Below are 18,839 nucleotides of genomic sequence, written 5' to 3'. Positions count from 1 at the left end.
TTTCTGCCTGAGTCTCAGGTTTTTCCTACGCATTATTTGGTAAAAAATCATTGCTCAATGCGCTGGGGTGGGGGCAGGAACCCTTCTATGCCGGTTTCTGCCAGCTGTGCGGCAATGGCTTGCACCTCAGCGGCGGTGAAGAACTCCACAAGTTGGCGCGAGCGTTTTGCGCCGATGCCGGGCACAGTTTGCCATTGCCCGGCACTGCGTGAAGCCAGCTCTTGCCAGTTGCCAGTCAGTGGCAAATGCTTGCCAATGGGCACGCCAAGGGCGCGCAACCACTGATCGAACGGGCGTGAGCGGGCTTGGTCGAAACTGCCCAGCAACTGTGTTGCAGTGAGTCTGCTGATTCCGGGGGCCTGCTGCAGGCGCTCGGCATCGAGCTGCAGCCAATCGGTCATGGACGTTACCAGGCCCGCTTCGACCAGCCGACGCCATGTGCCGGGCCCGGTGCGCGGCAAGGCCAGGCCCTGTTTGCCGCCAAGCCAGGTGAGGCGGGCAATGAACTGCTCATCACAGCCCTCGCTGGCCTGCCAGCAGCTGTGGGCGTGATGCTGGTCGGGTGCTGGCGCGGTTATCGGTTGGCGCTCTACAGTGCGGTGCACGACGTGATCGAGCCGCGGAATGGTCAGCCCGGCGAGGCTGATGGCCACCTGATCGCCGGGCCGAATATCCAAGCTTTGCCAGCGCGCCAGTGACCCAAGGCTGACTTGGGTAATGCGCCGGTCATCGAGGGTAACGGGTTGCACTTGCAGAACGGGCGTGACCCTGCCAGTGCGGCCGACCCGAAAGCGCACCTCGCGTACTTCAGCCAAGGCTTGTGCATAAGGGTACTTCCAGGCCGCGATCCAGTAAGGTGCCTTGGCCTGCCAGCGCTCGGCCGGCGGCCGGTGGCCCTGGCGCAGGATCACCCCGTCGGTGGCGAAGGGCAGAGCAGAGCGGTACCAGTGTTCACGCCAGTGTGCTGCGTCCTCCAGCGTGTCGATGGCGATGCTGTAGCGCTGGCTGTCCGGGAACCCCAGTTGTGCCAGCTGGGTGAGGCGATCGGCCTGTTGCTCGGGGCCGTGCGGCCAGCCCCACACGAACAGGCCGATAGCGTTGCCTTGCGTACCGGTCAGTTGCTTGCGTGCGAGCAGCCCTGCCACGGTACCCCGGGCGTTGGCGCTGCCTGTCTTGGCTTGCACATGTTCGTCCAGGCGCAGATACAGTTCACCTTGCAAGTGCAGGTCGACCGCCTCAGGCAACTGCCGAGTGACAGCGCCGAGTTGTGCAATGTGTCGGCTCCAGTCATGGCCATGTACACCGTCCCCCCGGCTGGTCAGCTGTACCAATCGGCCCTGCTGGTAAGTGAGGGAAACTGCAACACCGTCGACCTTGGGCTGTACCCACACGCCGGCCTTGCCGGCCATCCATCGCGCCACGGCCTGGCGGTCTGCCAGCTTGTCGACGCCGGTATGCGGCACGGGGTGGGGGACCGGGCCGCGAGCACTGGCCAGGGGCGAGGGGCTGGTGCCAACTGCGAAGCACTGCTGCAGGTGATTCAGGCGCTCGCGGCTCTGGTCGTACAGTTCGTCGGCCACCAGGGCTATGCCTTGGCGATGATAGTGCTCGTCCCATCGGGCAAGCGTGGCGCGCAGTTGCGCAACTTCGGCCTTGGCCTGTTGCGGGGTCCAGTGTGGGCATGAGGCAGCCCTGGTCGGTGGGGCGTTCAGCGCAAATAGCAGTGCGAATAACAGCAGATACTGCATGGCCTGGCATCCTTGCATGGCGTGGAAGCGCTTAGCGTAGGCGGGTAACGGGGCGGTTGGTGTGTGCAGTTGTCAGGTGATATTTCGCAGGTGCTCGTCTTCAACCCCGGGCTAGGGCGAGAAATCAGCGCCGCGTGGGCGGCGGTCGATCTCACAGGCGATGAAAATGCCGTGACAGGTACAAAAAAGCCCCTGCCGGTCACTCGGCAGGGGCTTTCGTCCAGCGCTGCAGGAAAATTTACAGGCCGGCAGCGTCACGCAGCGACTGGGCGCGGTCGGTGCGCTCCCAGGTGAAGGTGGTGAAGGTGTCGTCGCCGACAGTCTTCTGCTGCGGGGTGCGGCCGAAGTGGCCGTAGGCAGCGGTTTCCTGATACATCGGGTGCAGCAGGTCGAGCATGGTGGTGATGGCGTACGGACGCAGGTCGAAGCACTCGCGCACCAGCTGGATGATCTTGTCGTCGGAGACCTTGCCGGTGCCGAAGGTGTTGATCGAGATGGACGTTGGCTGAGCCACGCCAATGGCGTACGACACCTGGATCTCGCAACGCTCGGCCAGGCCGGCGGCGACGATGTTCTTGGCCACGTAGCGGCCGGCGTAGGCGGCGGAACGGTCGACCTTGGACGGGTCCTTGCCGGAGAACGCGCCACCACCGTGGCGGGCCATGCCGCCGTAGGAGTCGACGATGATCTTGCGGCCGGTCAGGCCGCAGTCACCCACCGGGCCACCGATGATGAAGTTGCCGGTCGGGTTGATGTGGTACTGGGTGCCTTTGTGCAGCAGTTCGGCTGGCAGGGTGTGCTTGACGATCAGCTCCATCACGGCTTCTTGCAGGTCTTTCTGCGAAACCTCCGGGTTGTGCTGGGTCGACAGCACCACGGCGTCGATACCGACCACTTTGCCGTTCTCGTAGCGGCAGGTGACCTGCGACTTGGCATCCGGGCGCAGCCATGGCAGTAGGCCGGACTTGCGCGCCTCGGCCTGGCGTTCTACCAGACGGTGCGAGAAGCAGATCGGTGCAGGCATCAGGACTTCGGTTTCGTTGCTGGCATAGCCGAACATCAGGCCCTGGTCACCGGCGCCCTGGTCTTCCGGCTTGGAGCGGTCCACGCCCTGGGCGATGTCTACCGACTGTTTGCCGATGATGTTCATCACGGCGCAGGTGGCGCCGTCGAAGCCAACGTCGGAACTGTTGTAGCCGATGTCGATGATGACTTTGCGCACCAGGTCTTCCAGGTCGACCCAGGCCGACGTAGTGACTTCGCCGGCGATGATGGCGACACCGGTCTTGACCAGGGTTTCGCAGGCTACGCGGGCGTATTTGTCCTGGGCGATGATGGCATCAAGGACAGCGTCCGAAATCTGGTCGGCGATCTTGTCCGGATGCCCTTCGGACACGGACTCGGAGGTGAAAAGGGAGTATTCGCTCATCTCGAAGGTTCCTGAAATTTACCGATGGTGTATGTCGCCAGCCGTCCGCTGGAAATGGCGGACCTGGATCTGGAAACCGTTACGCAGGCCCACGTACAGGCTGTCCGCATGGGCCAGCCCGGCATCGTTGGCCCAGCGCGCCAGGTCGTCCTGTTCGAAGCCCAGCCAGAGGTCGCCGCAGGCTTCGCGCGCCCACCCCTGGTCATGGCTGCACAGTTCGGTGACCAGCAGGCTGCCGCCTGCCTTTACCCGTTTGGCCAGCTGGCGCAAAGCCAGGGCCGGGTCGCTGAAATGGTGCAGCACCATGTTCAGCACAACGCAGTCGGCGGCCACATCCGTTGCACCCAGTGCATCGGCCAACTGCAGGTTCACGTTGTCGAGCCCTTCGCGTTGGCACACCTGCCGCGCAAGCTCGAGCATGGTAGGGCTGTTGTCCAGGGCGGTGACCTGGGCGAAGCGCCGGGCCAGGTCGGGCAGGAAACCACCGTCGCCAGGCCCGACTTCCAGCGCACTGGCAGCCGGGTCGAAATGCAGTTTGTCGAGCAGCGCCAGCAGGCTTTCGCGGTACTGCGGAAGGCCGGCGATCAGGTCTTGCTGGGCACGGAACTTCTCTTCCACACGCAGGAAGAAGTCCTGGCTGGTGGCTGCCCGGCGCAGTTGCACCTGGGCGATGCGCGCCTGCACATCGGACGGCAGGGCCAGGTCGTCGACTTCTTCGAGCAGCGCAGCATGCAGCCGGCCACCCAGGCGCAGGCCATCGGGCAGGGCACGGCGGTAGAAGATGGCGTTGCCTTCGCGGCGGGTTGCCACGAGGTCGGCCTGCGCCAGCACCTTAAGGTGGTGGCTCATGCCCGACTGGCCGATGTCGAAGATCTGCGCCAGTTCCAGCACGCCGAACGAGTCGTTGGCCAGGGCGCGCAATACGTTCAGGCGCAACGCATCGCCACTGGCTTTGCACAGGGCGGCCAATGTTTCGCGTTGCTCGGGGATCGATTGCGCACGGAGATTCATGGGGCGGCAGTCTAGACAGGCATTGATGCCCGAGCAAGGCCAATATCAAAAAGTTTTGATATTGGCGATGAGCTGCAGGCCGAAAGCTTCAAGCAACAGGCTTTGGAGCGGTCCGAACCGTGCTCTGCTTCTTCACTTGCAGCTTAAAGCTTGCGCTTGGCGCTTAAATGTTTGCCCCAAGCGCCCCCAGTGGGCGAAAATGGCCGCCTTTTTCGTGACACCACCTCTTCAAGCCCCCTAGGAGATCAGCGATGCCCAGCCGTCGTGAACGTGCCAACGCCATTCGTGCCCTCAGCATGGATGCCGTGCAAAAGGCCAACAGCGGCCACCCAGGTGCCCCCATGGGCATGGCGGATATCGCCGAAGTGCTTTGGCGCGACTACCTGAAGCACAACCCGAGCAACCCGAGCTTCGCCGACCGTGACCGCTTCGTGCTGTCCAACGGCCACGGTTCGATGCTGATCTACTCGCTGCTGCACCTGACCGGTTACGACGTCACCATCGATGACATCAAAGGCTTCCGCCAACTGCACAGCCGCACCCCGGGCCACCCGGAATACGGCTACACCCCAGGCGTGGAAACCACCACCGGCCCGCTCGGCCAAGGGATCGCCAACGCCGTGGGCTTCGCCCTGGCCGAAAAAGTGCTGGCTGCCCAGTTCAACCGTGACGGCCACACCATCGTCGACCACAACACCTATGTGTTCCTCGGCGATGGCTGCATGATGGAAGGCATCTCCCATGAAGTCGCCTCGCTGGCAGGCACTCTGGGCCTGAACAAGCTGATCGCCTTCTACGATGACAATGGCATCTCCATCGACGGCGAAGTGCACGGCTGGTTCACCGACAACACCCCGGCGCGCTTCGAAGCCTACAACTGGCAGGTGATCCGCAACGTCGACGGCCACGATGCCGAAGAAATCAAGATGGCCATCGAGACCGCCCGCAAGAGCGATCGCCCGACCCTGATCTGCTGCAAGACCATCATTGGTTTCGGCTCGCCGAACAAGCAGGGCAAGGAAGATTGCCACGGTGCACCGCTGGGCAACGACGAAATCGCCTTGGCCCGTAAAGAACTGAACTGGAACTACGGCCCGTTCGAAATCCCTGCCGACATTTATGCCGAGTGGGATGCCAAGGCCGCTGGCGCCAAGGCCGAAGCCGAGTGGAACCAGCGTTTCGACGCCTACGCCAAGGCCTACCCGGAGCTGGCTGCCGAGTTCAAGCGCCGTGACAGCGGCGAGCTGCCGGCCGACTTCAGCGAGAAGGCCCAGGCCTACATCAACGAAGTGGCTGCCAAAGGCGAAACCATCGCCAGCCGCAAGGCCAGCCAGAACGCCCTGAACGCCTTTGGCCCGCTGCTGCCGGAGTTCCTCGGTGGTTCGGCGGACCTGGCCGGCTCCAACCTGACCCTGTGGAAAGGTTGCAAGGGCGTCGAAGCCAATGATGCCAGCGGCAACTACGTGTTCTACGGCGTGCGCGAGTTCGGCATGACCGCCATCATGAACGGCGTTGCCCTGCACGGTGGCCTGGTGCCTTACGGCGCGACCTTCCTGATGTTCATGGAATACGCCCGCAACGCCGTGCGCATGTCGGCCCTGATGAAGCAGCGCGTGATTCACGTGTACACCCACGACTCCATCGGTCTGGGCGAAGACGGCCCGACTCACCAGCCAATCGAGCAGCTGACCAGCCTGCGCAGCACGCCGAACCTGGACACCTGGCGCCCGGCCGACGCAGTGGAATCCGCCGTGTCCTGGAAAAACGCCCTGGAGCGCAAGGATGGCCCTTCGGCGCTTATCTTCTCGCGTCAGAACCTGCAGCACCAGGCGCGTAATGCCCAGCAGATCGCCGACATCAGCCGTGGTGGCTATGTGCTCAAGGACTGCACCGGCGAGCCGGAGCTGATCCTGATCGCCACCGGTTCCGAAGTGGGCCTGGCTGTTCAGGCCTTCGACAAGCTGACCGAGCAAGGCCGCAAGGTGCGTGTGGTTTCCATGCCGTGCACCAGCGTGTTCGATGCCCAGGACGCTGCCTACAAGCAGTCCGTGCTGCCGCTGGAAGTCGGTGCGCGCATCGCCATCGAAGCTGCCCACGCCGACTTCTGGTACAAGTACGTTGGCCTGGAAGGTCGTATCATCGGCATGACCACTTACGGTGAGTCGGCGCCGGCTTCGGCACTGTTCGAAGAGTTCGGTTTCACCCTGGAGAACATCCTCGGTACAGCCGAAGAGCTGCTGGAAGACTGATTTAAAGATCTGCGGGCGGTGTCGCCTTCATTCGCGGGCAAGCCCGCTCCCACAGAGGTTGCATGAAACCCTGTGGGAGCGGGCTTGCCCGCGAATGCCACACCGCAAATTCCGCAGGCTGACGACAAACGAACTGTCTCGTGAGCCCCGAATGCCCCACCTGCGTCCCTACAAAGTTGCACTCAACGGTTATGGCCGTATCGGCCGCTGTGTCCTGCGCGCGCTGTTCGAGCGGGGGGCAAAGGCCGGTTTCGAGATCGTCGCGCTGAACGATCTGGCCGATCAGGCCAGCCTGGAATACCTGACACGCTTCGACTCCACCCACGGGCGTTTTCCCGGCGAGGTCAAGGTCGACGGCGACTGTCTGCATATCAATGGCGACTGCGTGAAGGTTATGCGCAGTGCCACCCCCGAAGGCATTGACTGGGCTGCGTTGGGCATCGACCTGGTGCTGGAGTGTTCCGGTGCCTATAACACCCGTGCCGATGGCCAGCGTTTTCTCGACGCCGGTGCGCCAAGGGTGCTGTTCTCGCAGCCCATGGCCAGTGAGGCCGACGTTGACGCCACGGTGGTCTACGGCATCAACCAGGCCTGCCTTACCGGCAGCGAGCGCCTGGTGTCCAACGCTTCGTGCACCACCAATTGCGGTGTGCCGCTGCTGCGTGTGCTGGACCAGGCGTTCGGCATCGAATATGTGCAGATCACCACCATCCACTCGGCGATGAACGACCAGCCGGTGATCGATGCCTATCACCACGAAGACCTGCGCCGCACGCGTTCGGCCTTCCAGTCGGTGATTCCCGTGTCCACTGGCCTGGCGCGTGGCATCGAGCGCCTGCTTCCGGAACTTGCCGGGCGAATCCAGGCCAAAGCGGTACGTGTACCGACCGTCAACGTCTCGTGCCTGGACATCACTCTGCAGACCGCCCGCGACACCACTGCGGCCGAAGTCAACCGAGTGCTGCGCGAGGCCGCGCTGGACGGCCCGCTTAAAGGCTTGCTGGCCTACACCGAGTTGCCGCACGCCAGCTGTGATTTCAACCACGACCCGCATTCTGCGATCGTCGATGCCAGCCAGACTCGTGTTTCCGGCCCCCGCCTGGTAAACCTGCTGGCCTGGTTCGACAACGAATGGGGTTTTGCCAACCGTATGCTCGACGTTGCCGAACACTTTTTGCACGTCGTTCACCCAACCCGCAACAAACAGCCCTGAAGGACTGCATTCATGACCGTGTTGAAGATGACCGACCTCGATCTGCAAGGTAAGCGCGTACTGATCCGCGAAGACCTCAACGTGCCTGTGAAGGACGGTGTGGTAGCCAGCGACGCACGTATCCTGGCAGCGCTGCCGACCATCAAGCTGGCCCTGGAGAAGGGCGCAGCGGTAATGGTCTGCTCACACCTGGGCCGCCCGACCGAAGGCGAATTTTCTGCCGAGAACAGCCTCAAGCCGGTCGCCGATTACCTGAGCAAGGCCCTGGGTCGTGACGTGCCGCTGGTTGCCGACTACCTGGACGGTGTCGCGGTACAGGCCGGTGATCTGGTGCTGTTCGAGAACGTGCGCTTCAACAAGGGCGAGAAAAAGAACGCCGACGAGCTGGCGCAGAAATACGCTGCGCTGTGCGACGTATTCGTCATGGACGCTTTCGGCACCGCACACCGCGCCGAAGGTTCGACCCATGGCGTCGCCAAGTTCGCCAAGGTTGCCGCTGCCGGCCCGCTGCTGGCAGCCGAACTGGATGCCCTGGGCAAGGCCCTGAAGGCCCCGGCCAAGCCAATGGCGGCAATCGTTGCCGGCTCCAAGGTATCCACCAAGCTGGACGTGCTGAACAACCTGAGCAGTGTTTGCGACCAGTTGATCGTTGGCGGCGGTATTGCCAACACCTTCCTGGCCGCTGCTGGCCACCCGGTCGGCAAGTCGCTGTACGAGCCTGACCTGGTCGACACCGCCAAGGCCATTGCCGCCAAGGTCAGCGTACCGCTGCCAGTCGACGTGGTGGTTGCCAAAGAGTTCGCCGAGAGCGCCGAAGCTACCGTCAAAGCCATTGCCGACGTAGCTGCCGACGACATGATCCTGGATATCGGCCCGCAAACCGCGGCCAACTTCGCCGAGCTGCTGAAGTCGTCGAAAACCATTCTGTGGAACGGTCCGGTGGGCGTATTCGAATTCGATCAGTTCGGCAACGGCACCAAGGTACTGGCCAAGGCCATCGCTGAAAGCGCCGCGTTCTCCATCGCCGGTGGCGGTGACACCCTGGCAGCCATCGACAAATATGGCGTCAGCAAGGAAATCTCCTACATTTCTACCGGTGGTGGCGCCTTCCTCGAGTTCGTCGAGGGCAAGGTCCTGCCAGCTGTCGCAATCCTGGAAGAGCGGGCCAAAGCCTGATGACGTCGGCGCTTGGCAAAGGGAGTGGCCTGGTGGTCAAGCAATTGCCTGTGATGATGCTGGCCGGTCTGCTGAGCGCTTGTGCTGGCAGCCCGGCCTCGGATGCCGACCCGGCGCGATCGCACAAGGGCGGTTGCTACCAGTCCGAATGGCAGGCCGAGACTGTGCCGGTCATCAGCAAGCGCGTGGGCCCGGAAGGCCTGGAAAAGTACGACGAAGACCACCAGCGCAAGGCGCCGGGTTGCCCTTGATCGGGTAATAGGCAACCTGAAGGTTGATTTGTGGTCTTGAAGAAGGGCTGCACAGCAGCCTCAAATCGAGGAAACTGAATGAAAGCGCTTTTGGCCGTGTCGGCCTTGGCGACACTGGCAGGATGCTCACTGCTGCAGCCGGCGCAACCCGCCCCGGCAGACAACTGGACCCGTTGGGTCTGCGACACTCAGGTTGAGGTGCTTTGGCGCTTTGCCGATGCCCAACGCGACCAGGTTGATGTACGCCTTGGCGGCGGTGATCAGGTCTATCGGCTCAAGGCTGAACCGGGTGCTTCGGGTGCGCTTTACAGCGATGGCATGCTGGCCTTCCACACCAAGGGCGAAGAAGGCCTGGTGTACTGGGTGGCAACCAACGATCTGATTGGGCGGGGTTGCAAGGCACCGTGACTGGCCGGGCCGCGAGGGTGGCCCACACTACTTGAACAGCAACCGCCCCTGCGGCAGGCTTGCACGAAACAAACGACGCTTGTCGGGAGAGAGATACACAATGGCACTCATTAGCATGCGCCAGATGCTGGACCACGCCGCCGAGTTCGGCTACGGCGTTCCAGCTTTCAACGTCAACAACCTCGAGCAGATGCGCGCCATCATGGAAGCGGCCGACAAGACCGACTCTCCGGTGATCGTCCAGGCCTCGGCCGGTGCCCGCAAATACGCCGGTGCCCCGTTTCTGCGCCACCTGATCCTGGCTGCCATCGAAGAGTTCCCGCACATTCCGGTGTGCATGCACCAGGACCACGGTACCAGCCCTGACGTCTGCCAGCGCTCGATCCAGCTGGGCTTCAGCTCGGTGATGATGGACGGCTCGCTGGGTGAAGACGGCAAGACCCCGACCGACTACGAATACAACGTCCGCGTTACCCAGCAGACCGTTGCCATGGCTCACGCCTGCGGCGTTTCGGTTGAAGGCGAGCTGGGCTGCCTGGGTTCGCTGGAAACCGGCATGGCCGGTGAAGAGGACGGGATCGGCGCCGAAGGCGTGCTGGATCACAGCCAGATGCTGACCGACCCGGAAGAAGCCGCCGACTTCGTCAAGAAGACCCAGGTCGACGCCCTGGCGATCGCCATCGGTACCAGCCACGGTGCCTACAAGTTCACCAAGCCACCAACCGGTGACGTGCTGGCCATCGATCGCATCAAGGAAATCCACAAGCGCATTCCCAACACCCACCTGGTGATGCACGGTTCGTCCTCGGTACCGCAAGAGTGGCTGGCGATCATCAACCAGTACGGCGGCGACATCAAAGAAACCTACGGTGTACCGGTCGAAGAAATCGTTGAAGGCATCAAGCATGGTGTGCGCAAGGTCAACATCGATACCGACCTGCGTCTGGCGTCTACCGGTGCCATGCGCCGTCTGATGGCGCAGAACCCGAGCGAGTTCGACCCGCGCAAGTTCTTCGGTGAAACCATCAAGGCCATGCGCGACGTGTGCATCGCCCGTTACGAAGCTTTCGGCACCGCTGGCAATGCCTCGAAGATCAAGCCGGTCTCTCTGGAAGGTATGTACCAGCGCTATCTGAAAGGTGAGCTGGCCGCCAAGGTCAACTGATCGACAGGTAACACTGAAAAACCCGCAGCGATGCGGGTTTTTTATGGGCGATGAAAGCCTGCACGTAATGTCGGCGGATCGACCGTTAGTCGGCTAACGTACAGTTTAGCCACTGATAGCGTTCTGATTGCATTGCGTGTTGCAGCCTCAGGTCTAGAGTACTAATGGATCCAACCGTATTTTGAAGTCGGTCACATAACAGAGAAGCAGCATGGATGGCGCTTACCTTCAACAACAGCCACTGGATGGCAGCTCAGTTCTTCTGGTAGTAGACGACTACCCCGAGAACCTCATCAGCATGCGGGCCTTGTTGGCCCGGCAGGATTGGCAAGTATTGACGGCTAGCTCTGGGATTGAAGCCTTGAGCGCGTTGCTTGAGTACGAAGTCGACCTGGTGTTGATGGATGTACAGATGCCGGAAATGGACGGCTTTGAAGTCGCCCGGCTGATGCGCGGCAATCAGCGTACCCGACTGACTCCGATCATTTTCCTCACCGCCAACGAACAGTCCGAAGCGGCCGTGCTCAAAGGCTATGCCAGCGGCGCCGTGGACTACATGTTCAAACCGTTCGACCCGCAAATTCTCAAGCCCAAGGTCCAGGCTTTGCTCGACCAGCAGCGCAACCGGCGCATGCTGCAGCAACTGAGTCGCGAGCTGGAGGCGGCCAGGGCATTCAATGCGTCCATCCTGGAAAATGCCGCCGAAGGCATTCTGGTGGTTGATGCCCATGGCATCATCAGTTTTGCCAATCCGGCCATTTCCCGTTTGCTGGCGGCACCGGTGCAACAACTGCAGGGCACCCAGTTGCTCGACGTTGTGCAGTTGGGCAGTGCCAGCCTGTGGCGCGATTCGGACTTCTACAAGGCCTACCAAGGGCGACGGATCTTCCGCGTACACGATGCCCAACTGCGTATCCATGGGGGGGAAGCTGTGCCAGTGGCGCTGTCCTGTGCGCCGTTGCCGGCCGACCAGCAGGCCATGGTGGTGACCGTGCTGGATATGTCGGTGGTGCATGACTTGCACCAGCAACTGGAATATCAGGCCATTACTGACCCGCTCACCGGCCTGCTCAACCGCCGTGGTTTCTACCAGGCTGCTGAAGGTGCTCTGTTGCGCAACGAGCGCTCGGGCAAGGCGCAGGCGCTGATGTACATGGACCTGGATGGCTTCAAGCGCATCAACGACTCGCTCGGCCACGACGCTGGCGACCGGGTGTTACGCTGGGTGGCCGAGCAGCTCAAGGACTGCCTGGGCAGCGAGGCCTTGCTGGCGCGCATGGGCGGCGACGAGTTCACTGCACTGTTCGACAGCTTGCCCTACCCGGAGCAGGCCGGGCGTTATGCCGAACGGTTGCTCGAGCGTGTCTCCATCAGCCATGAGGTAGACGGGCTCGATGTGTGCCTTGGGGTCAGCATCGGTATTGCCACCTACCCTGACTGCGGCGCCAATGTCGAAGGCCTGCTGCGTTCGGCCGATACAGCGATGTACGCAGCCAAGCAGGCTGGGCGTCAGCAATACCGCTTCTACGACCAGGAACTCAATGGACGGGCGCGCTCGCGGCTGATGCTCGAGGACAGCGTGCGTATGGCCATCGAGCAGCAGGACTTTACCTTGGTGTACCAGCCACAGGTAGCTTTCCACGATGGTCGCCTGCGTGGTTTCGAGGCCTTGCTGCGCTGGCAGCACCCCAGCGTTGGCGATGTACCGCCGGGGCTGTTCATCCCATTGCTGGAAGAAGCGCGCCTGATCAACCGCCTGGCCAGCTGGATCTACCGCCAGGGGGCCGCACAGCGGCAGGCCTGGTATGACCGGTTTCCGGCGGACCTTGTGCTCGGCATCAGCCTGAGCCGCGCTCAGTTCGTCATGCCTGGGTTGGTCGAAGAGCTGCAACGGGTCATCCAGCTTTACCAGCTTGTCCCGACGCAGTTGGAAGTGGAAGTGGCGGAAACCTCGCTTATGTATAACATCGATGCGGCCGTCAAGCAGATACACCGCTTGCGTGACCTGGGCGTGAGGGTGGCTCTGGATGACTTCGGTGCGGGGGACTGTTCGTTGCGCATGCTGCGCGATCTGCCTATCGATACCCTCAAACTCGACCGTCATCTGGTGGCACGGCTGCCCGATTCGGCGGTAGATGCTGCTTTGGTTCGCAGCGTGATCGGCCTGTGTGCCGACTACCGTATCACGGTGATCGCCGAGGGCGTGGAGACCCCGGCACAGGCAGCCTGGCTCAAGGCCAATGGCTGCGAATACGTTCAGGGCTTCCTGGTGGCTTATCCGATGACTGCTGCTGACGCTAGCGGCTTCCCGGCAATTTTCTCCTGGCCAGGGCCGTGATTGGCTAGAATCGGCATTCGTTACGCCGAATACAGCGCCATGACCGTATTACGTTACTTGCAAGCCTATCCCCCGCACCTGCAGGCGCAGGTGCGGCAGATGATCGACAGCGACCGCCTGGGTGAATACCTGCAGCGCCGTTACCCTGACCGCCATGACGTGCAAAGCGACAAGGCGCTGTATGGCTATGCCCAGGATCTACGCCAACAGTACCTGCGAAGTGCGCCAAACCTGGACAAGGTGCTGTTCGACAGCCGCCTCGACCTGACGCATCGGGCCCTGGGCTTGAACACGGCGGTATCGCGGGTGCAGGGCGGCAAGCTCAAGGCGAAGAAGGAAATCCGCATTGCCTCGCTGTTCAAGGAGGCCGCGCCACAGTTCTTGCGCATGATCGTGGTGCACGAGTTGGCGCATCTGCGCGAGCGAGATCACAACAAGGCGTTCTACCAGCTCTGCCAGCACATGGAGCCGGACTATCACCAACTGGAATTCGACCTGCGCGTCTACCTGACCTACCGGGAGCTGCCGGGCAACCTCTAAGGAACATGCAGCATGGAAGTAAGCAAGACCAAGAGCAGCTTCTACCGCCGCCTGTACGTGGCCTGGCTGATCGACAGCCAGACCGCGACCAGCGTGCCCGCCCTGATGGAGGCCACCGGCATGCCCCGTCGCACAGCCCAGGACACTATCGCCGCGCTGGCCGACCTGGACATCGTCTGCGAGTTCGAACAGCAGGAAGGCGCACGCAACCATGCCGGGCATTACCGCATTCATGACTGGGGGGCGATCGACAAGCAGTGGATCATCCAACACTTGCGGCAGATCCGCGAAGTGCTGGGCTACCCCTGATTTGAAAAGCTGGCGCGGTCCGTGGGGGCGGCCTCAACCCTTTCGCATTCCGATAGTCGCGATGCCGTCCACCAGAGACTTCCCGCTCACCACCGCAAACCCATGGCGGGCATAAAAATCCTGCAAATGCGCCTGAGCCGACAGATACACCGGCACTCCCGGCCAACAGTGCTCCGCCGCCTCCAGCCCTTTGAGCAGCAAGCTTTCCTCGAGCTTCAAACCTCGCGCTTGCGGTGATGTCACCACGCGTCCGATCACCACATCCCCTCCTTGTGATTGCGGATCCAGTAGGCGCAGGTAGGCCACCAGCTTGTCTTCCTGCCAGGCCATAAGGTGCAAGGTATCGCCGGTCAGGTCCTGACCATCGACTTCCTGATAGGCGTGGCGCTGCTCCATCACGAATACCTCAGTGCGTAATTGCAAAATGGCATAGAGCTGCTCCTTGCCGAGGGCGGTGTGGTGCTTGCAGAGCCAGTCGATTGACATTGGCACGAACTCCTTGGATGGGGCTGGATCATCGCATGCTGCATGTGCTTCGGCCAAAATAGAGGCTAAATGACACTATTGGCCGCTGCCCTCGGTAACAGCTTTGTGTAATCTCACTGCCAGTGTTGCCCTCCATATGCGAAAGGACGTGAGCATGCGGCCACTGCTTTGTGTTCTGGGATTGCTGGCAACGATGCTGGCAACACCCGCCCTGGGTCGCGACAAGCTACGGCTGGTGGCTGACAACTGGCCACCGTTCACCGATGCCAAGATGCCGGGCGGCGGCCTTGCGACCTCCATCGTTACTACGGCGCTAGCCCGTGCCGGCTACGCCAGCGGCTATGAAGAGGTGCCGTGGGCGCGTGCGTTGCTGGGGGTAGGTGAAGGGCGCTACGACGTGCTGATCAATGCCTGGTACAACGATTCGCGCGCCAATATCGGGCAATTCTCCAACGCCTACCTCAGTAATCGAATTCGGCTGCTGCAACGCAAGGGCGAGACGTTTAGCTACAAGCAGCAGTCTGACCTTTATCCCTACAGCATTGCTGTAGTGCGCGATTACGCCTATTCACCGGAATTCGACGGGGATCCCCGTCTGCACAAGGTGCCGGTGCGCAACTTTTCTTCTGCGGTACGCATGTTGGCGGCGGGGCGGGTAAGCCTGGCGGTGGAAGACGAGTACGTGGCCCGCTACAACCTGCAACGTGAGCCGCAGGAAGTACGTGATGGAGTGATGCTGGTGGAGCCGCCGCTAGGGGAGAACACCCTGCATATTCTGGTCAGCCTGAAGCACCCGGAGCATAGGCGGATCGTACAGCGCTTTGAGCAGGCGATTGCGGCGATGAAGGCGGATGGCAGCTATGCCCGGCTGCTGCGTCAGTATGGTTTTTGAGCGCAGCGGCCAGCACAGGCAATAAAACTATCAGGCCGGGGCACCTTCTTTGATCAGGTGTGCCGCCAGGGTCCGCAATGGCCCTAGCTGGCGGCATATCAATGCCAACTGCGTCTGCACCAACCGCTGATGCTCATCCAGATCTTCCGGCATCTGCTCCAGGGCATTGGCCAGCGCCTCTTCGGTATCACTGTGAATCGCCACCGGCAGCCGTGCAGCCAGGCCGTTGGCAATCTCGTCCAGGCTGTTGGCCAGGCTTTGCCCGGCGCCTTCGATCAACTGCTCCTGTACCTCCGCCGGCAACGCCGTGTCGCGGTGCGCGCCTAACCCCGAGAGGTAGCTGAGCAGGGTGTGCGACAGCACCAGGAAGCGAAAGCCAACGTCGGCTTCCTTACGGAAATGCCCCGGCTCCATCAGCATGTTGGCCAAGGTGGTGGACAGCGCCGCGTCAGCGTTGTGGGCATTGCGCCGGGCCAGGCGATAGGCCAGGTCGTCGCGCTTGCCGTGGGCATACTGCTGCATGATCTGGCGCAGGTAGACGCTGGCGCAGGCCAGGGTATTGGCCAGCGCCTTGTTCAGCCGTCGGCCCTGCCAGTCAGGCAGGAACAGGAATACCGCGAGGATGGCAATCAGGCTGCCCACCAGAGTATCGAACAGGCGTGGCAGGAACAGGCCGTAGCCATCGCCGATCTGGTTGAAGCAGAACAGCACCATCAGGGTGATCGCGGCAGTGGCCAGGGTGTAGCGGGTCGTGCGGTTGACGAAGAACACCACCCCGGCAACCACGGCGAACAACGACTGGATGACCGGGTTAGGGAACAGATCGAACAAGGCCCAGCCCACTGTCAGGCCAACGGCAGTGCCGAAGATTCGCTGCACCAGCTTGCGCCGGGTGGCCCCGTAGTTGGGCTGGCACACGAACAGCGTGGTGAGGATGATCCAGTAGCCCTGGGTCGGGTGAATCAGGTGCACCATGCCATAGCCGATCGACAGCGCCAGCGGCAGGCGCAAGGCATGCCGGAATAACAGCGAGGTCGGTGTGAGCTGGGTGCGCAGGCGCGTCCATACGTCCTTCAGCGAGCGTGGCGAGCGGTCGAGCAGGCTGCTGTCGCTGGCATCGGCCAGGCTGTCCGGGTTGCTGGCGGCACTGAGCAGGCGGTCCAGCGTTGCCAGGTTGGCAGCCAGCGCCCGCAGCGAGCGCAGCAGGCTGCGCCAGGCCGGGTTGCTCTGAATGCGCAGGTGTTCGAGCGAAGCGTTGAGGTCCTCGAGGGCTTCAGGATAACCGCTGGCCAGCACGAACGGTTGGCGCAGGCGGATCGAGCGGGCCAGCTCCTGGCACGATGAGCCTTGCTTACGCAGCAGGCGCTGGCAGCGGAACATGACGTCACTGTGGAAAAACGCCTCGGTCAGAGCGTTGTAGGGGTAGTGCGAGGCACTGACACGCTCGTGGATGTCCTGGGCCAGGAAGTACAGCTTGAGGTAGCGGCTTACCTTCGAGTTTGGTTGGCTGTTGCCCACCCGGTGCAGGATGATTTCCTTGGCGGCGTTCAGCGCTGCCACCACCTTGCCGTTCTGCTGGGCCAGTTCCAGGCGCCGGGCCTCGACGTCGAGCGTGCGGACCGGTTCGAACAGGCTGGCCTTGAGCTTGAGGTAGCTGCCCAGCTCGAAGAACAGTTTGGCCAGGCTCTGTTGTACCGGCTGGTTGGAAAACAGCGCCTGCCACAGCACCGACAACAGCCCGTACCAGGCCGCACCTGCCACCAGCAGCAGCGGTTCGTGCCAGAAGTCGGTGACCTGGCCGCCGCGCTGGTCCACGCCGATCATGGTGTAGACCGCAGTGATCAAGGTGGCCGAAGCGATGGCGCCGTAGCGCTCGCCCAGCGCTCCGAGCATGGTCAGGCCAAAGGCGGCCAGGGCCAGGGCAATGACGAAGATCCAGGGGTAAGGGAACAGCAACTCGACCGCCAGTGCAGCGATGGCGAAACAAACCAGGGTAACGGCCAGGGCGCTGAGGCGGCCCTGCCAGCTGTCGTCGGTTTCGGCCAGGGCGCTGGCGATGATGCCGAGGAACAGTGGAATCAGCAGGGCCATCTCGTTCTGGTACCAGCACAGGGCCAGACTGCCGGTGAGGGCAATGGTGACCCGGATGCTGTAGCTGAACTTGTCTTGGCCCCACAGGCGACGCAGTGACTGACGGAACGAGCTCGATGACATGATGGCCTGCCAGGCGGTGATCAGAAGAATACCTTTCAGGGCCGGTTATTGGGGCCGCTTCGCGCCCCTTCGCGGGCACGCCCGCTCCCACACGTTCTACAAAGAACCCTGTGGGAACGGGCGTGCCCGCGAAGGGACGCGAAGCGGCCCCAATAACGGCTCCAAACACGGGCCAGCAAGAAGCGTTCCGTGCTGCTGAAAGGATTCTACCCTACACGAACTGCGCTGCGGCGTTCGCTGATGCCCAGGCCCACTGGAAGTTGAAACCGCCCAGGTGGCCGGTGACATCCAGCACTTCACCGATGAAGTACAAACCGGGGCTTTTCAGCGATTCCATGGTCTTGGACGACACCTCGCGGGTATCCACGCCGCCCAGGGTCACTTCGGCGGTGCGGTAGCCTTCGGTGCCGGCCGGCACAACTTGCCAGTTCGCCAGCTTTTCGGCGATTTGTGCCAGTTCTGCCGGGGTGTACTGCTTCATCGGTCTGGACTCGAACCACTGCTCGGCCAGCAGGTTGGCCAGCTTGCGAGTGAAGACCTCGCCCAGCACGGTCTTCAGTTCGGCGTTGGCGCGCTCGGCCTGCATCTGTTGCAGCCAGGTCAGCGCATCGCGGTCGGGCAACAGGTTGATCTCGACCGTGTCACCGGCTTCCCAGAATGACGAGATCTGCAAGATCGCCGGACCGCTCAGGCCGCGGTGCGTGAACAGCAGGTTTTCGCGGAAACTGGTGCCATTGCAACTGGCGGTGCAGTCCAGCGAGGTGCCAGACAATTCGGTGCACATCGCCTTGAGTTGGGGCTCGGTGATGGTGAATGGCACCAGCCCGGCGCGGGTTGGCAGCAGGGTGTGGCCGAACTGGCGGGCCACCTGGTAGCCGAAACCGGTGGCGCCCAGGGTCGGGATCGACAGGCCGCCGGTGGCGATGACCAGCGACTGGCAGGCGAACTGGCCGCTGCTGGTCTGCAACATATAGCCGCTTTCGGTCTTCTCGATCTGTTCGATGCTGGTGTGCATGCGGATCTCGGCGCCGGCCTCGTCACACTCGGCCAGCAGCATGTCGAGGATGTCGCTGGCCTTGTTGTCGCAGAACAGTTGCCCGAGTTTCTTCTCGTGGTAGGCCACGCCGTGCTTGCAGACCAGTTCGATGAAGTCCCATTGGGTGTAGCGAGCCAGCGCCGACTTGCAGAAGTGTGCGTTGTGCGAAAGGAAGTTGGCCGGCTCGGTGTACATGTTGGTGAAGTTGCAGCGCCCGCCGCCGGACATGAGGATCTTCTTGCCTGGCTTGTTGGCGTGGTCGAGCAGCAGCACCCGGCGGCCGCGACGGGCACTGAGCTGGGCGCACATCAGGCCGGCGGCGCCGGCGCCAAGGATGATCACGTCGGTGGAGTGCACTGTATGAACCTTCAGAG

At 62.3% G+C, this 18,839-nt stretch carries 16 protein-coding genes; 10 read left to right on the top strand and 6 right to left on the bottom strand.

Features of this window, described 5'->3' with window-relative positions:
• Positions 1 to 47: 47 nt before the first annotated feature.
• The 3 genes from ligB to AC3B5Q_RS23650 form a co-directional block, all read right to left on the bottom strand.
• Positions 48 to 1,748 carry an NAD-dependent DNA ligase LigB gene (gene ligB, locus AC3B5Q_RS23660; protein WP_488392762.1) on the bottom strand — a complete coding sequence of 567 codons (1,701 nt, stop codon included), beginning with the start codon at positions 1,746 to 1,748 and terminating at the stop codon, positions 48 to 50.
• A 238-nt stretch (positions 1,749 to 1,986) separates the two neighbouring features.
• Complete coding sequence (metK, locus tag AC3B5Q_RS23655) at positions 1,987 to 3,177, bottom strand: methionine adenosyltransferase (RefSeq protein WP_003249375.1); 1,191 nt, start codon at positions 3,175 to 3,177, stop codon at positions 1,987 to 1,989.
• An 18-nt stretch (positions 3,178 to 3,195) separates the two neighbouring features.
• Positions 3,196 to 4,188: an ArsR/SmtB family transcription factor gene (locus tag AC3B5Q_RS23650; protein WP_101196358.1), complete on the bottom strand. Its 993-nt coding sequence runs from the start codon at positions 4,186 to 4,188 to the stop codon at positions 3,196 to 3,198.
• Positions 4,189 to 4,439: 251 nt separating this feature from the next.
• Here AC3B5Q_RS23650 and tkt point away from each other — a divergent pair, with 251 nt between their 5' ends.
• The 9 genes from tkt (at position 4,440) to AC3B5Q_RS23605 (ending at position 13,837) form a co-directional block, all read left to right on the top strand.
• Positions 4,440 to 6,437, top strand: coding sequence for a transketolase (gene tkt, locus AC3B5Q_RS23645; RefSeq protein WP_488392761.1), 1,998 nt, complete (start codon positions 4,440 to 4,442; stop codon positions 6,435 to 6,437).
• 151 nt (positions 6,438 to 6,588) lie between these two features.
• Positions 6,589 to 7,650, top strand: coding sequence for an erythrose-4-phosphate dehydrogenase (epd, locus tag AC3B5Q_RS23640; RefSeq protein WP_021783779.1), 1,062 nt, complete (start codon positions 6,589 to 6,591; stop codon positions 7,648 to 7,650).
• Between the two features lie 12 nt (positions 7,651 to 7,662).
• Positions 7,663 to 8,826 carry a phosphoglycerate kinase gene (locus AC3B5Q_RS23635; protein ID WP_488392760.1) on the top strand — a complete coding sequence of 388 codons (1,164 nt, stop codon included), beginning with the start codon at positions 7,663 to 7,665 and terminating at the stop codon, positions 8,824 to 8,826.
• Positions 8,826 to 9,077 (top strand): hypothetical protein, encoded by a 252-nt coding sequence (locus tag AC3B5Q_RS23630; protein ID WP_021783781.1) that lies wholly within the window; start codon positions 8,826 to 8,828, stop codon positions 9,075 to 9,077. Before AC3B5Q_RS23635 ends, AC3B5Q_RS23630 begins: the two co-directional genes overlap by 1 nt.
• 78 nt (positions 9,078 to 9,155) lie before the next feature.
• The gene (locus tag AC3B5Q_RS23625; protein WP_021783782.1) at positions 9,156 to 9,485 is read left to right on the top strand and encodes an MliC family protein; all 330 of its coding nucleotides are present in this window, start codon (positions 9,156 to 9,158) and stop codon (positions 9,483 to 9,485) included.
• A 100-nt stretch (positions 9,486 to 9,585) separates the two neighbouring features.
• Positions 9,586 to 10,650, top strand: coding sequence for a class II fructose-bisphosphate aldolase (gene fba, locus AC3B5Q_RS23620; RefSeq protein WP_021783783.1), 1,065 nt, complete (start codon positions 9,586 to 9,588; stop codon positions 10,648 to 10,650).
• A 211-nt stretch (positions 10,651 to 10,861) separates the two neighbouring features.
• Positions 10,862 to 12,988, top strand: a complete 2,127-nt coding sequence (locus AC3B5Q_RS23615) for a putative bifunctional diguanylate cyclase/phosphodiesterase (protein WP_021783784.1) — start codon at positions 10,862 to 10,864, stop codon at positions 12,986 to 12,988.
• A 39-nt stretch (positions 12,989 to 13,027) separates the two neighbouring features.
• Positions 13,028 to 13,528, top strand: coding sequence for a M48 metallopeptidase family protein (locus AC3B5Q_RS23610; RefSeq protein ID WP_003249394.1), 501 nt, complete (start codon positions 13,028 to 13,030; stop codon positions 13,526 to 13,528).
• A 12-nt stretch (positions 13,529 to 13,540) separates the two neighbouring features.
• Positions 13,541 to 13,837 carry a winged helix-turn-helix domain-containing protein gene (locus AC3B5Q_RS23605; RefSeq protein ID WP_016395304.1) on the top strand — a complete coding sequence of 99 codons (297 nt, stop codon included), beginning with the start codon at positions 13,541 to 13,543 and terminating at the stop codon, positions 13,835 to 13,837.
• Between the two features lie 33 nt (positions 13,838 to 13,870).
• On the opposite strand, the gene AC3B5Q_RS23600 is transcribed toward AC3B5Q_RS23605, so the two are convergent.
• The gene (locus AC3B5Q_RS23600) at positions 13,871 to 14,323 is read right to left on the bottom strand and encodes a GNAT family N-acetyltransferase (RefSeq protein WP_392525669.1); all 453 of its coding nucleotides are present in this window, start codon (positions 14,321 to 14,323) and stop codon (positions 13,871 to 13,873) included.
• 154 nt (positions 14,324 to 14,477) lie between these two features.
• Between AC3B5Q_RS23600 and AC3B5Q_RS23595 the strand changes: the two genes are divergently transcribed.
• A complete protein-coding gene (locus AC3B5Q_RS23595) occupies positions 14,478 to 15,215 on the top strand; it encodes a substrate-binding periplasmic protein (protein ID WP_028698230.1) in 738 nt (245 codons plus the stop codon).
• 30 nt (positions 15,216 to 15,245) lie between these two features.
• Here AC3B5Q_RS23595 and yccS read toward each other — a convergent pair whose 3' ends face one another.
• Positions 15,246 to 17,429, bottom strand: coding sequence for a YccS family putative transporter (gene yccS, locus AC3B5Q_RS23590; RefSeq protein WP_053870503.1), 2,184 nt, complete (start codon positions 17,427 to 17,429; stop codon positions 15,246 to 15,248).
• A gap of 211 nt (positions 17,430 to 17,640) precedes the next feature.
• Complete coding sequence (locus tag AC3B5Q_RS23585; RefSeq protein WP_021783788.1) at positions 17,641 to 18,822, bottom strand: BaiN/RdsA family NAD(P)/FAD-dependent oxidoreductase; 1,182 nt, start codon at positions 18,820 to 18,822, stop codon at positions 17,641 to 17,643.
• Positions 18,823 to 18,839: the final 17 nt, after the last annotated feature.

Source organism: Pseudomonas sp. D5(2026) (assembly GCF_057766845.1).
Note: the sequence above shows the minus strand (reverse complement) of the source record. Positions and strands in the feature narration are given on the sequence as shown.